This is a genomic window from Flavobacterium galactosi, from assembly GCF_048158585.1.
Classification (GTDB): Bacteria; Bacteroidota; Bacteroidia; order Flavobacteriales; family Flavobacteriaceae; genus Flavobacterium; species Flavobacterium galactosi.
Map to the genome: position 1 here is coordinate 22,362 of NZ_JBLNKV010000001.1, position 14,979 is coordinate 37,340.

Genomic DNA, 14,979 nt, shown 5'->3' on the forward strand with positions numbered 1-14,979 from the left:
AAAAACGTAGCTATGCTCAAAAACAATTTGAATGTTATTATTCTTTCGCTGGCAGTTGTGATTTCAGCGTATTTATTTTCGAATGCTTTCCAGAATCGAAATAAGAGCAACGATACCATCAGTGTGACTGGTTTAGGTAAGAAAGATTTTGTTTCGGATTTAATAGTGTGGAGCGGTTCTTTCTCTAAAAAAAGTACCACTTTGAAAGAAGCTTATGCGTCACTTGATGCCGACAGAGAAAAAATAAAAAGCTACTTATCAAGCAAAGGAATTGCTCCGACTGAAATGGTGTTTTCGGCAGTGAATTTTAATAAAGATTTCCAGACTGTTTTTAATGAAAATGGAACTACAAAACAACAAATTTTTACCGGCTTCACATTGACTCAAAGTGTGAGCATCCAATCTAAGGAAGTGAATAAAATTGAAGAAATATCAAGACAATCAAGTGAATTGATTAATTCCGGTGTGGAATTTTATTCGAATCCTCCTGAATATTATTATACCAAGTTAGCGGAGTTGAAAATAAAAATGATTGCCGAAGCTACAAAAGACGCAAGTATCCGAGCTAAAAGTATAGCCGAAAATGCGGATGCAAATCTTGGGAATTTAAAAAAATCGGATATGGGTGTGTTCCAAATAACGGGTCAAAACTCATCGGAAGATTTTTCTTATGGAGGATCTTTTAATACGCAGTCCAAAAACAAAACTGCTAATATTACAGTAAAACTGGTTTATCAAGTAAATTAGGAATCCAAATCATGAATTATACCGAAATTGGTTCGTGTGAGGGATGGAAGCGACATCCTTTATTTTCTTTCTTTAAGAAAATAAAGATACAGCGTACAGCCCGACCCGCTTTTTCAGCGGGACACACCCAAAAAAAAATCTCGCCATTGCTGACGAGATTTTATTATTTAGAATCTGAAATAAATTCAGATTAAATGATCAACATGGCATCACCGTAAGAATAGAATTTGTATCCTTCTTTGATTGCTTCTGCATAGGCTCTTTTCATTAAATCATGTCCGCAAAATGCTGAAACCATCATTAATAAAGTAGATTTTGGTGTGTGAAAATTCGTAATCATACACGTCGCGATACTGAAATCATGAGGAGGAAAAACAAATTTATTTGTCCAACCGTCAAAAGGATTTAGCGTACTTTGTGATGAAACAGAACTTTCTACAGCACGCATAGAAGTGGTTCCTACCGCACAAATACGTTTCTTTTTCACTTTGGCATCGTTAACGATATCACACGCTTCCTGAGTAATTTTTAATTCCTCAGAATCCATTTTGTGTTTTGATAAATCTTCAACCTCAACCGGGTTGAAAGTTCCCAAACCAACGTGAAGCGTTACTTCGGCAAATTTTATTCCTTTGATTTCCAGTTTTTTCAATAAATGTTTAGAGAAGTGCAATCCTGCAGTTGGCGCCGCAACAGCTCCTTCTTCTTTAGCATATATAGTTTGGTAACGTTCCGCATCTTCCGGAGTTACGTCTCTTGAAATGTATTTTGGGATTGGTGTTTCTCCAAGTTCTGTCAATTTATTTCTGAATTCTTCATAAGAACCGTCGTAAAGAAAACGCAATGTTCTTCCACGAGAAGTGGTATTGTCAATAACCTCAGCAACTAAGGAATCGTCGTCTCCGAAATATAATTTGTTTCCAATTCTGATTTTACGTGCCGGATCAACCAAAACATCCCAAAGTCTTTGCTCAGAGTTTAATTCTCTAAGTAAAAAAACTTCGATTCTTGCTCCAGTTTTTTCCTTGTTTCCATACAAACGTGCTGGAAAAACCTTGGTATTATTCAGAATTAAAACATCTCCGTCATCAAAATAATCGATAACATCTTTGAACATTTTATGTTCTATGGTTTGCTTCTTACGATCAATAACCATTAGACGTGATTCGTCTCTGTTTTCAGCTGGATATTCGGCAAGAAGTTCTTTTGGTAAATCGAATTGAAAATGTGATAATTTCATTTGATAAAGTTATGAGTTATGGATTATGAATTATGAGTTTTGAGTTCATAATTTTAAATCGTGTGCAAATATACGATTGTGAGATAGGCGTTGTCAAGTGTTTTGCTGTTTATTTTCAAAAGCAGCTGATTCACTAGTCTTTACAACTCTTATTTTTCTGAAATTTCGAAGCCTAGACTTTTTAAATCGTTCCAAAAATCAGGATATGATTTGGAAACCACTTCGGCGTTTTCGATAATTATTGGGACTTTTAAAGCTAAAGGTGCAAATGCCATTGCCATTCTATGATCGTTATAAGTAGCGATTGGCACATTGTGATTGATGTCGTTTGAAGCCACAAGCGTCAAGCTGTCATTCGTAACGGAGATATTCGCTCCTAATTTTGTTAGCTCAATTCTAAGCGCTTCGAGTCTGTCCGTTTCTTTAATTTTCAACGTGTGAAGACCTGTAAGGTGACAACCAATTCCTAATCCAAGACAAGTAACTACTATCGTTTGCGCAATATCAGGCGTATTGTTAAGTTCAAAATTTACTGTTTGAGGTATAAAGTCCGCTTGTTTGGTAAGCGTCATTTTATTTTCTTCAAAAAGGGTATCAACGCCCATTTGCTTATAGATTTCAACCAAACCGGAATCGCCCTGTAAACTAGTTGCTTTATAACTCGTCAATGAAATAGCAGCGTTATCCGCTAAAGCAGCCAAACTGAAAAAGTAGGAAGCAGAACTCCAATCGGATTCTACGGTCATTACTTTCGATTCCACGTCTTGTTTTGGATAAACCGTAATCACATTTCCTATAAAACTGGTTTTGATATCTAAATCATTCAACAAAGCCAAGGTCATTTTGATATATGGAACAGAAGTGATTTCACCGACTAAAGTAATTTCAATCCCATTTTCTAATTTTGGTGCCACTAATGACAATGCTGAGATGTATTGGCTGCTTACATTTGCCGGAATACTAACCTTAGAAGCAGTGATTTTCTGTCCTTTGATTCGAATAGGCGGATAACCTACTTCTTTCTCGTAGGAGATTTTCGCCCCCAATTGCTCCAATGCTTCCACCAAAACTTTGATTGGACGCTCTGTCATTCTTTGTGAACCAGTCAAAACCACTTCACGACCTTCGTTTACCGCAAAATAAGCCGTAAGAAAACGCATTGCAGTTCCCGCATGATGAATATCAACTATTTCCTCGTTCCCTTTCAATGCTTTTTGCATTACTTCACTATCATCTGAGTTGGAAGTATTGGCCAAAGTAATATTGGGAAACAACGCTTGTAACAATAACAGTCGGTTGGTTTCACTTTTTGAGCCAGTAACAGCAATTTGAGCTTGTAAATTGGAATGGGAAGTTTGTAACAGTAAATTCATGTTTTTAATTATGAGTTATGAGTTAAATAATTCAGGGTCGCAATTTACTACTCCTCATTCACAATTCATAATCCATAATTCATAATTATTTAAGTTTCTCATTGTTTTTGTGACGGTCTTTGTCGCGAATGGATTTCAGATCCATTTTCTTGTCGAAAGCGGCTTGTAAATCGATTCCCGTTTGGTTTGCCAAACATAAAACTACGAACACCACATCGGCTAATTCTTCGCCAAGGTCTTTGTTTTTATCACTCTCTTTCTCGGATTGTTCTCCGTAACGACGAGCAATGATGCGGGCTACCTCGCCTACCTCTTCAGTAAGTTGCGCCATATTTGTCAATTCGTTGAAATAACGAACGCCGTGTTCTTTGATCCAAGTGTCAACGTCTAGTTGGGAGTTTTTTAAGTTCATCTTATTCTTTATTTTTACTGTCAATTACTATCGTTACTGGTCCATCATTCAACAAAAGCACCTTCATATCTGCACCAAAAACTCCTGTCTGCACTTTCTTACCCAGCTCTATTTCCAGACGTTTTACAAAATTCTCATACAATGGAATGGCAACTTCTGGTTTTGAGGCTTTAATATACGAAGGACGATTGCCTTTTTTGGTAGAAGCATGAAGTGTAAACTGACTCACTACAATGATATTGCCATCAATGTCTTTAACAGATAAATTCATGACCTGATTTTCATCTCCAAAAATACGAAGGTTTACAATTTTACCAACTAACCACATGCTGTCTTCTGGTGTATCGCTATCTTCAATTCCAACTAAAACCAACAAGCCTTTTTGGATTTCGGCTACGATTTTTTCATCAATGGTTACGGAGGCAGAGGAAACTCTTTGAATTACAACTTTCATTATTTTATATTCTATAAAAAATAGACGCGATAAATCGCGTCTCTACTACTCCCTCGTTTTATCACTAATTATTCGGTCTTCATTATGAATGTCGGTGCGATAATTTTCATCATCGCCTTCCAGAATTTTAAGATAACTTCTATATCGGGACCAAGCAATTTCGTCTTTTTCCAAAGCTGCTTTAATGGCGCAATGTGGCTCATCTTTATGCAAGCAATTATTAAATTTACACTGGTCTTTCAATTTGAAAAACTCAGGAAAATACCCACTCACTTCTTCTTTTTCCATATCCACGATTCCAAAACCTTTTATACCTGGCGTATCGATGATTCTGGCATCAAATGATAAATCATACATTTCTGCAAAAGTTGTTGTGTGTTGTCCTTGCTTACTCGCTTCAGAAATTGTTTTTGTTTTTAGATGCAAGGAAGGTTCCATAGCATTTACCAAAGTTGACTTTCCAACTCCTGAATGACCCGAAAACATACTCACTTTACCAATCATCATTTCTTTTAACTCCTCTATTCCTTTCATTTCGGTAGAAGAAACGCATAAACATTTATATCCAATTTCTTGGTACACATGCTGCATGTACAATTGCTCATCAAGAGTAGCATCGTCAAAAGTATCGATTTTATTAAAAACCAATATCGCTTCAATGCCATACGCTTCGGCTGTGACCAGAAAACGGTCAATAAAATTAAAGGTCGTTGGTGGATTATTTATGGTAACCAGTAAAAAAACCCGATCGATGTTCGAGGCAATAATATGCATCTGATGGGATAAATTCACTGATTTCCGAACGATGTAATTCTTCCTGTCATGAATTTTATGAATGGTCCCTGTAACTACATCCGATGTTTCTTCTAGTTCATAATCCACAACATCTCCTACAGCAATAGGATTAGTACTTTTGATTCCTTTAATTCGGAATTTCCCTTTCATACGGCATTCAATAAAATCCCCATGTTCGGATTTTACGGTGTACCAACTTCCTGTAGATTTATATACTAGTCCTGTCATACTGCAAAGATAAAATTTTAAAGTTTATCCCGTTTATTGATAGGAGTTAAGTTTAATAAAAAAAGCCGCCTTCATTCAGGCAGCTTTTCTTTAATTTAAAATCATTCTTCCTAATTTATCCTCGGACTTCCTTGAAGCATAAATTAAAAATTCTTTTTCATTTTTTCGATAGAAAATTCCAGGCCTCATAACCAATTCATTTTTTATGGCTTCTTCCGGATCCTTCCTTGTTATTAGCCCTTTATCATCAAAAACAAAAAGTGTTGGTACTGAGTTATTATAATTTCCCAATGATTTGATTTCTTCGATATCAGTAATTCCTTTATTTTTTTTATTATCGTTAAAAATAATATTCAATTGCCCATCTTTATAAATTGGAATTCCGCTTAAATATTCTGGCCCTTTTCCCATAACAGTTAATGGAATAGAAACACCCGCACTTACATTAAAATTCCCGTTTCCACCAGTCCCAAAAAAGCCTAAAGATAATACTGTAACCGCAGCAGATTGATCTTTTGCAACCACATTACTCCAATCTAAGGATCCGTCAGATTTTAGACAAGTTACAATCATTTCATTGGTAATATAAGTAATTGGAGTAAAACCTAATGGTCCAAAACCTTGCGTTTGTCCCACAACGACCATTCTATATTCCGACAAAACAATAAGTCCACCGTCATTTTTTTCGATTATCGAATGAATCTCGTACAAAGGTTTAACATCTTTCCCTTTTTTAGCTCTTCGCTCTCCAAGCAATTTAACTTTGGTTTCATAGTCAAATTCATTGAATTTAAGATTGTCATTTATATTAGTAGCCAGATTTATAGTGGCATTATACACCCCTTTCAACTCTTTATTCGCTTTACCATTCTCTCTCACACTGGAATAAAATCCAACTATTTGCAATGTGTTTTTATTGGTTGACAACATTTTACAATTGATAATCTCCTTGTCCTTTACATCAATATTTACGACCTCTTTCTTATATTTATTTTGATTTTTGAAAATATGAAGTTCAAACTTTTCAATTTTTTCTTTCTTCTTGTTGTCTCTGTATCCTTCATTAACAATCAAAAAGACATCGTTTTTAAAATTTACATCAAAATCAGAAATTGTAAACTGGTAATCTTTTTTGGAATCATCATAAGATACTTTATTTTCTGTAGCAAAATTTACATTTAAAGAATCATCAAACAATTTAATTTCATATTTCATCGCATCTTCCTTTTCGAATAATGCGGTATGCATAACCAATAATTTATTTTCATCTGGAGATTGTTTAAAATAGAAACCACCTCTGTCTGAACTTTTTGCAACCTGAGATTCAAACATGGCAACCATTTTATTACTTAAAACACCATCTTCAGAAAACTCAATTCCGACTAGATTGAAAATTTTTTCTTTTCGTTGATAAACACTTCCAATAACATATACCCTATTATTTAAAATTGTTATTTCCTCAAAGCCTATTTCTTTACCATCTATTTCAGGTAAAACTATTGGTTTGTTAGATAATAACTTCATTTCCTTTGATGAAAAAATTTTCAAGAAATAGTCTTTTTTTCCTTTCAAACCTAAAGCGTAAATCTTGTTATTGGCTTCACCAATAATTTTAATAATCTTCCCCTTTTCCTCAGTAATTTCCTCTCCATAAGAAATCCCAATGTTTTCAATTTTGTATTGAGAATACCCTGTTAGGCAAAACATAAAAAATGCAAAAAAAAGTAGTAATTGTTTTTTCATAAAATTAAAAGTTAGATTGTTAAAATTTCACACAATACTACAAAAAAACCTACAAATAAATTGTAGGTTTTTAATAAATAAAAAATAATTAATCTTATTTAGCTAATTAAGAGTTTAATATTTTTTCTTGGTGACCAATACTTTCTTGGTGAATGTTTTTGAATAATTTAACTATAAATTCTTCTGTCAATCCTTTTTTTCCACCTTCCAAAATCATTTTCTCTTGGATTTCATTCCAACGATTGTTTTGCAATACGGCAACGTTAGCGTCTTTTTTCACTTGACCAATTTCGTCAGCAACTTTCATACGTTTTCCTAACAATTCCAATAAATTAGCATCCAAAACATCGATATTCGCTCTCAATTTTGTCATTTTATTGGTAAATTCATCCGATGCATCATCATGTTTTCTCACTTTCAAATCTTTGAAAATTTGTTTCAAAGCGTCCGGTGTTACTTGTTGTGCCGCATCACTCCAAGCATTGTCTGGATCATTATGCGTTTCGATAATCATACCATCATAATTCAAGTCCAATGCTTCTTGAGTCACTTCAAGAATCATATCACGGTTTCCTGTAATATGAGATGGATCAATGATTAATGGTAAATCAGGGAATTTGCTTTGCAATTCGATAGCAATCTGCCATTCTGGAATGTTTCTGTATTTTGTTTTTTCGTATGTAGAAAAACCTCTATGAATAACTCCTAAATTCTTGATTCCAGCAGCATATAAACGCTCTACTCCACCCAACCATAAAGCCATATCTGGATTTACAGGGTTTTTAATCAATACAATTTTATCAGTACCTTTCAATGTATCAGCAATCTCTTGAACCGCAAATGGATTTGCAGTCGTACGAGCACCAACCCATAATACATCAATATCATGTTCCAAAGCCAATTTACAGTGCGCAGCAGTTGCTACTTCTGTTCCCATAAGCAAACCTGTTTCAGCTTTTGCTTTTTGCAACCATTTCAACCCTATTTCTCCAACACCTTCAAATCCTCCCGGACGCGTTCTTGGTTTCCAAATTCCTGCTCTAAAAACACTCACATCTGAATCTTTCAATTCATGTGCAATTTTCAATACTTGTTCTTCTGTTTCAGCACTACAAGGCCCTGCGATCACAAATGGATGAGTCAAATTGAATTCATTCAACCAATTTCTCATTTCTTTCTTGTTTTCCATCTTTTCTAATTTTTACTTTTTTTTATTTTATTCTGTGTTGTTCTCTTTAACTGTAACCTTTTCCCGAAGATTCGAAAAAATCCTGATTACTTTTTTATGTTTATTCCGTTTAATATTTCTTTTATTTTATTCACACTTTGCATTTCATTGTAAATCGCATCGTAATCTTCTTTTTCTAATAATTCCTTAAACTTTGATAAATTAGAAATATATTCATCCAATGTTTTTACTACTTGCTTCCTGTTTTGTTTAAAAATAGGCGTCCACATTGCCGGTGAACTTTTCGCCAACCGAACGGTACTTTCAAAACCAGAACCGGCCATATCAAAAATATCTTGTTCGTCTTTCTCCTTATTGATTACCGTTTTCCCTAGCATAAATGCACTGATATGCGATAAATGCGACACATAAGCAATGTGTTTGTCATGCGATTTTGGATCCATATAACGAATTCTCATTCCCATAGCAGTAAAAAGTTGCAATGCTTTTTCCTGTAATTTGAAAGTCGTTTTCTCCACCTCACAAATAATATTCGTTTTCCCTTGAAACAATCCTTTTATCGCCGCCGAAGGGCCCGAAAACTCCGTTCCTGCAATAGGATGCGTTGCAATAAAATTTCTTCTCTTAGGATGATTGGCAACCGCTTCACAAATAGGCGTTTTAGTAGAACCTACTTCAAAGACAATCGTAGCATCACCAATAATATCCAATACTTTTGGCAAAACAGTCAATGCAACATCAACCGGAACAGAAACGATTACAAAATCTGCATTTTTTAAATCATCAAAAGTCGCACCAGCATCAACAACTCCTAAAGCAATTGCTTCCTGCAAATGACTTTCGTTAGTGTCAATTCCATAAATTTTGGCTTCCGGATGCAGTGCTTTAATGTCCAATACCATCGAACCGCCTATCAATCCTATTCCTATTACAAATACTTTCATCTTTTTATTTTTATACCTACAATGTTTTAAAAACCTTGCAGGAAAATCTGAAATCTAGAATCGTTACTCTAAAATCTATTTATAGCTTCTTGTACTTTTTCTTCTTTTACACAAAGGGCAAATCGGATGTAACCTTCGCCATTAGAACCAAAAATTGTTCCCGGCGTAATGAAAATAGATTTTTCATATAAAATTTCATCAATAAATTTTTCAGCCGATGTGATACCGTCAGGCAATTTTGCCCAAACAAATAATCCAACACCTTCTTTGTATACTTTACAACCCAATTTCTCCGCCAGTTGTTCGGTAAGAATTCTGCGTTTTCTATAAATCGCATTCATCGATTCAAACCAAGTCTTGTCACTTTTCAAAGCTTCAATTGCCCCTTTTTGAATCCCGTAAAACATTCCGCTGTCCATGTTACTTTTTACTTTTAGTACGGCATCAATACAAGCTGCATTTCCTAAAACCATTCCAACTCTCCAGCCTGCCATATTGAAAGTCTTACTCAAAGAATTTAATTCTAATGCCACTTCTTTTGCACCTTCCACTTGCAACAAACTCATTGGATTGTCGTTCAAAACAAAACTATACGGATTGTCATTGACTAATAAGATCTGATGTTTTTTGGCGAAAGCCACTAATTTTTCAAACAACTGTAAACTTCCTCTCGCTCCTGTCGGCATGTGCGGATAACCAATCCACATGATTTTCACTTTCGACAAATCAAGTTCTTCCAAAGCTTCAAAATCTGGTTCCCAGTTATTTACTTCTTTTAAATCGTAATAAACAGGTACCGCCCCAACAAGATTCGTCACCGAAGTATACGTTGGATATCCTGGATTTGGAATCAGCACCTGATCTCCTTCATTCAAGAAAGCCAGTGAAATATGCATAATCCCTTCTTTGGAACCCATCAAAGGCAAAATCTCAGTATTTGGATTCAACGCTACCTGAAAGTTGTTCTGATAAAAATCAGCCATTCCATTTCTCAGTTCCGGTAACCCTTGGTAACTTTGGTACTGATGTGCATTTTCTTCTTGCATGGCCAAAACTACCGCTTCAACAACTGCTTGTGAAGGCTGTAAATCCGGACTTCCGATTCCCATATTGATAATTGGTTTCCCTTCAGAAGCCAATTGTCTTACTTCTCTCAATTTGGAAGAGAAATAGTATTCTTCAATTATATCCAGACGTTTTGCTGTAGTAATCATGGTTTTGTGTTTTTATATTCGCCTAAAACTTTAAAGTATTCTGCCATAATGGCCAGCAATGCTTTTGCCTTAGCATAATCTTCGTATTTTTCGAAAGTAACATCCACAAAAAAGGAATATTTCCAAGGCGTTTCTATTTTTGGCAATGATTGTATCTTGGTTAAATTCAATTTACAGTCGCTCATTACATTTAGAACTGCCGCCAAACTGCCGCGTTTGTGATCCAATTCAAATTTGATGGAAGCCCTGTTTATTTCGTTTTCTTCAACAAACGAATTCTCCTTTTTAATAATAACAAATCGCGTCATGTTATTATTTATCGTTTGAATTTCTGGAGCCAAAATTTCTAATTCATACATTTCAGAAGCCGTTTTACTTGCAATTGCTGCAATCCCTTTCAACTGATTTTGATGTATTCTTCTGGCCGTTTCCGCGGTATCCTTATCTTCAACTAATTTTATGTTCGGATATTTTTTCAAAAACTCCATACATTGTAACAAAGCCATTGGATGCGAATGTACTTCCAGAATATCTTCAATTTTCTGGCCTTTCAATGCCATTAAATTTTGATGAATATCTAAATAATGTTCTCCAATGATGTGCAAATTGTTTTTGTCAATCAAGGCATAATTAGGAATAATAGGTCCGGCAATAGAATTTTCTATAGCCATAACCGCTTGGTCTGATTTTCCGGACAATAAGCTATCCACCAATTCTTCAAACGACAAGCATTCATCTACTTCAACATTCTGATAGTAATAATCTTGCGCCACCTGATGATGGAAAGAGCCTTTTATACCTTGTATTGCAATCTTAGTTCTCATTCTAACTTATTATTTATTTTATTTGAATATGAAATTTACATAAATCATGATTGGTGTTCCATCATTTTTTTGTCATACTTATTTCATATATACTCAAAAAAAAATCCTGATTTTCATCAGGATTGTATATTAGTTTTATTTGTTTGTTGTTTTTCAAATAACCATAGCACAATCCCTTACTTCCTAAAGAAGAAATAATAAGTGTTGCTAAAGTAAAAACGGTTATTAGACATTGTATTCTCTGTTTTTTAATAATTTCTATGCAAATGTATGACTTATTTCAAGTCAACCAAAAAAAATATTTAATTTTATGTAACAAAAAAAGAATTCTTTGTTAAAACTATTTTATATTGCAAAATACATAAAAAAAGCACTCATAAACTACTGATTATTACCAATTTTAAAATGTCTTTTTAAATGATTCCAGTGCGAAAAACAATTTAATGAACTAAATTCACCGAAAGCCATTTTTTTCCCTCCGCAATTCGGGTTACTAACATCGCCGAAACTAAATCGCCATTAGCATTCAATAAAGTTGCCATAGGATCTACCAAGGTCCCCACAATCATCGCCGCCGGTAGAGCCTGCTCCATTGGAAATCCATAAACGGTTATCGCCAGAATTTCTCCTATATAACCACCATTCGGAATTCCGCCTTCGACAACTGAAACAATTACCGTAATCCCAATAGCGGTAAGCAAGGTATATGGATCCGTAAAATCTTTACCAAACATGGCAAAAACAACAGCGATTTTTATAATAGATGACATACTCGAACCATCTTTATGCAAAGGCGCGCCCAATGGAATGACTACATTTCTTATATGACTAGGAATATTCATGCGTTCCGCTCCCTCCAGATTGGCAGGAATTGTCGCAATACTGCTGCAAGTTCCTAATGCAGTTAATGATGGAGTGATGTTATTTTTCCAAAACACATTCAATCCTTTTCTTCCTCCAGCAATAAAAGCATACAAACTAAAAAATACGACAAAGTAAAAAGCACAAACTGCATAATAAAGACCTAAAGGTTTTGCATATGCACCAAATAATTGTGGTCCAAAAATCCCAACTTGATACGCAAAATAAGCACCCAAACCTATTGGGGCCGTTTTCATAATCATATGTAACAATTGTTTCATCACTTCGTTACCTGAATTCAAGAACCGACAAAAATCTTTCCCTTTTTCACCTGAATGTAAACTGGCAAATCCTATTAAAAAAGAAAATATAATAAGTGCTAACATATTCTTACGAGATAACAATTCGAAGAAATCATTAGCGGTAAGCAATTGCGTAATTTGATAACCTGCAGAACTTGCTTGAATAGATTCTAATGGAATTTTTGAAATAATAATGTCTTGCTGAATTGGAAACAGCAATACACCAAAAATCATCAAAATAGCTGATATCAATACGGTGCTTAAAAACACACCAATTACAATTACAAATAATTTTCCTAGTTTCTCTGACTTTTCTAAACTGGCTATCGAGGATGCAATCGTAAAAAAAATCAATGGAATGATTGCAGTAAACAATAAATTCAGAAATATATCGCCCAAAGGTTTAATAGCTTCTACCCCTTTTCCAAAAACTAAACCCAATATACTCCCTACCAGAATTCCTCCAAGTAGCAATAAAATACTTTTGTAGTTTTTCAAAAAACTGCCTGATTGTGTATTTTTTAAATTCATATCTATATAGTATATGGTAAATATATAAATCTAAAAGAGAATATCGTCCTGCTTAGTAAACTTTGATAAAGGTCTTTTCACTTATTGTGCTACAAAAAACAATAAATCAATGATTATTCTGTTTACTTTTGCAACAAATAAAATTCCATGTCAATAGAAGTAAATAATATATCCAAAAGTTATGGTGCCCAAAAAGCACTGGATAACATTTCATTTTCTGTAAATAAAGGAGAAATTGTTGGTTTTTTAGGTCCAAATGGTGCCGGAAAATCGACTTTAATGAAAATATTGACGACCTACATTAATGCCGATGAAGGTTCAGCATTAGTAAATGGGCATGATGTAAACAGCCAACAAAAAGCAGTTCAACTTTCTATTGGCTATTTACCGGAACACAATCCGTTGTATTTGGATTTGTATGTGAGAGAATATTTAGCTTTTAATGCCGATGTCTATAAGGTAGCCAAATCCCGAATCGAAGAAGTAATTCAACTGACCGGTATAAGCACCGAGAGTCATAAAAAAATAGGGCAATTATCCAAAGGATACCGCCAACGTGTGGGTCTCGCCAATGCGTTATTGCACAATCCCGATGTTTTGATTTTGGATGAACCAACAACCGGTTTAGACCCGAATCAATTGATTGAAATTCGCAATGTGATTAAAAACGTAGGCCAAGACAAAACCGTTTTCCTGTCTACTCATATTATGCAAGAAGTCGAAGCCATTTGTGACCGTGTGATCATCATCAATAACGGAAAAATTGTTGCCGATAAAAAACTGGACAACTTAATTTCTGAAGACAAGGAACAAGTTATCGAAGTAGAATTTGATTTTAAAATAGAGGAACAAGCCATTGCCAAAATCGAAAATCTTGTTTCTTATAAAAATACGCACGATATGATTTGGGAATTGACTTTCAAAGCCGATAAAGACATGCGCCCAGCCGTTTTTGATTTTGCTACCACAAACGGTTTGAAAACGCTACAACTCAATCAGAAGAATAAAAATTTGGAGACCGTGTTTAGAGAGATTACGAAATAAGTGGTCAGTTTTTAGTTTTTGTAGATAAAAAAAGCTCGCTTAAACCAATTTTAAACGAGCTTTTTTTATGAAATATGATTGGAAATTAAAAAACCTTACTCGCTATTTGTCGGATATTTTCTGATTTCCCCATAGAATAATAATGCAACACCGGAACTCCGGCCGCTTTCAATTCTAATGATTGTTGAATCGCCCATTCGATTCCTACTTGTTTGATGCCAGCATTATTCTTGCATTGATCAACCGCATGAATCAAATCTTCCGGTAAGTCGATTCTGAAAATTTGTGGCAATACTTGTAAGTGTCTTTCCACTGCAATAGGTTTGATACCCGGAATAATAGGAACTGTAATTCCCATTTCTCTAGCTTTAGCAACAAACTCAAAATATTTTGCATTGTCAAAAAACATTTGGGTTACTACATAATCAGCCCCTGCTTCTACCTTTTCTTTCAGTCTTTTTAAATCTGAAATTAATGAGGGAGATTCCAAATGTTTTTCAGGATAACCTGCAACTCCAATACAAAAATTGGCTTTGTTGTCAATATCCATCACATCATGCAAGTACTTTCCGCAATTCAATTCGTTGATTTGTTTAACCAAATCTACGGCAAAATTATTCCCTCCTTCTTTCGGCACAAAAGACTGCTCGTGTTTCATCGCATCACCACGCAATGCCATCACATTATCAATACCTAAATAATGACAATCCACTAACATATACTCGGTTTCTTCTTTGGTAAAGCCACCGCAAAGTAAGTGAGGAACAGTATCTACAGTATATTTGTGTTTTATGGAAGCACAAATTCCCAATGTCCCAGGTCGCATTCTGGTTAGTTTTTTATCTAATAAACCGTTGCCTTTATCTATGTAAATATACTCTTCGCGAGAAGTGGTTACGTCTATAAAAGGCGGTTTAAACTCCATCAACGGATCAATATTATCGTATAATTCCTGAATGCTTTTGCCTTTTTGAGGCGGAATAATCTCGAAGGAAAATAATGTTTCTCCTTTGGCGGCTTCTATATGTTGTGTTACTTTCATTTTTTTTAGTTTGAAGTTTAAGGTTTAAGGTTTAAG

General features: G+C 34.7%; 14 protein-coding genes. 2 read left to right on the forward strand and 12 right to left on the reverse strand.

All coding sequences use genetic code 11. The features are described 5' to 3' along the window. Positions 1 to 12: 12 nt before the first annotated feature. The gene (locus tag ACM55M_RS00100; protein WP_416855433.1) at positions 13 to 747 is read left to right on the forward strand and encodes an SIMPL domain-containing protein; all 735 of its coding nucleotides are present in this window, start codon (positions 13 to 15) and stop codon (positions 745 to 747) included. Between the two features lie 190 nt (positions 748 to 937). On the opposite strand, the gene queA is transcribed toward ACM55M_RS00100, so the two are convergent. From queA to ACM55M_RS00155, 11 genes are all read right to left on the reverse strand, one after another. Then, entirely contained in the window at positions 938 to 1,987 is a 1,050-nt protein-coding gene (gene queA / locus ACM55M_RS00105; protein ID WP_416837137.1) for a tRNA preQ1(34) S-adenosylmethionine ribosyltransferase-isomerase QueA, read from the reverse strand. A gap of 149 nt (positions 1,988 to 2,136) precedes the next feature. Further along, positions 2,137 to 3,360: a 3-phosphoshikimate 1-carboxyvinyltransferase gene (locus ACM55M_RS00110; protein ID WP_416855434.1), complete on the reverse strand. Its 1,224-nt coding sequence runs from the start codon at positions 3,358 to 3,360 to the stop codon at positions 2,137 to 2,139. A gap of 85 nt (positions 3,361 to 3,445) precedes the next feature. Beyond that, positions 3,446 to 3,772: a nucleotide pyrophosphohydrolase gene (locus ACM55M_RS00115; RefSeq protein WP_035668323.1), complete on the reverse strand. Its 327-nt coding sequence runs from the start codon at positions 3,770 to 3,772 to the stop codon at positions 3,446 to 3,448. A 1-nt stretch (position 3,773) separates the two neighbouring features. Continuing rightward, positions 3,774 to 4,226: a D-aminoacyl-tRNA deacylase gene (gene dtd, locus ACM55M_RS00120; protein ID WP_416855435.1), complete on the reverse strand. Its 453-nt coding sequence runs from the start codon at positions 4,224 to 4,226 to the stop codon at positions 3,774 to 3,776. A 45-nt stretch (positions 4,227 to 4,271) separates the two neighbouring features. After that, complete coding sequence (gene rsgA / locus ACM55M_RS00125) at positions 4,272 to 5,249, reverse strand: ribosome small subunit-dependent GTPase A (RefSeq protein ID WP_416855436.1); 978 nt, start codon at positions 5,247 to 5,249, stop codon at positions 4,272 to 4,274. 90 nt (positions 5,250 to 5,339) lie between these two features. Continuing rightward, on the reverse strand, positions 5,340 to 6,992 hold the full coding sequence (locus tag ACM55M_RS00130; protein WP_416855437.1) for a hypothetical protein: 1,653 nt from the start codon (positions 6,990 to 6,992) through the stop codon (positions 5,340 to 5,342). Between the two features lie 106 nt (positions 6,993 to 7,098). Beyond that, entirely contained in the window at positions 7,099 to 8,181 is a 1,083-nt protein-coding gene (locus tag ACM55M_RS00135) for a chorismate mutase (protein ID WP_416848941.1), read from the reverse strand. Between the two features lie 86 nt (positions 8,182 to 8,267). Then, positions 8,268 to 9,125, reverse strand: a complete 858-nt coding sequence (locus tag ACM55M_RS00140) for a prephenate dehydrogenase (RefSeq protein WP_416855438.1) — start codon at positions 9,123 to 9,125, stop codon at positions 8,268 to 8,270. A gap of 68 nt (positions 9,126 to 9,193) precedes the next feature. Beyond that, the gene (locus ACM55M_RS00145; protein WP_416855439.1) at positions 9,194 to 10,339 is read right to left on the reverse strand and encodes an aminotransferase class I/II-fold pyridoxal phosphate-dependent enzyme; all 1,146 of its coding nucleotides are present in this window, start codon (positions 10,337 to 10,339) and stop codon (positions 9,194 to 9,196) included. Continuing rightward, positions 10,336 to 11,163 (reverse strand): prephenate dehydratase, encoded by an 828-nt coding sequence (locus tag ACM55M_RS00150; protein WP_416855440.1) that lies wholly within the window; start codon positions 11,161 to 11,163, stop codon positions 10,336 to 10,338. Before ACM55M_RS00150 ends, ACM55M_RS00145 begins: the two co-directional genes overlap by 4 nt. A 440-nt stretch (positions 11,164 to 11,603) precedes the next feature. Beyond that, a complete protein-coding gene (locus tag ACM55M_RS00155; protein WP_416855441.1) occupies positions 11,604 to 12,857 on the reverse strand; it encodes a dicarboxylate/amino acid:cation symporter in 1,254 nt (417 codons plus the stop codon). Between the two features lie 147 nt (positions 12,858 to 13,004). Between ACM55M_RS00155 and gldA the strand changes: the two genes are divergently transcribed. Next, on the forward strand, positions 13,005 to 13,901 hold the full coding sequence (gene gldA, locus ACM55M_RS00160; RefSeq protein ID WP_416855442.1) for a gliding motility-associated ABC transporter ATP-binding subunit GldA: 897 nt from the start codon (positions 13,005 to 13,007) through the stop codon (positions 13,899 to 13,901). A gap of 85 nt (positions 13,902 to 13,986) precedes the next feature. Here gldA and metF read toward each other — a convergent pair whose 3' ends face one another. Beyond that, entirely contained in the window at positions 13,987 to 14,943 is a 957-nt protein-coding gene (gene metF, locus ACM55M_RS00165; RefSeq protein WP_416855443.1) for a methylenetetrahydrofolate reductase [NAD(P)H], read from the reverse strand. Positions 14,944 to 14,979: the final 36 nt, after the last annotated feature.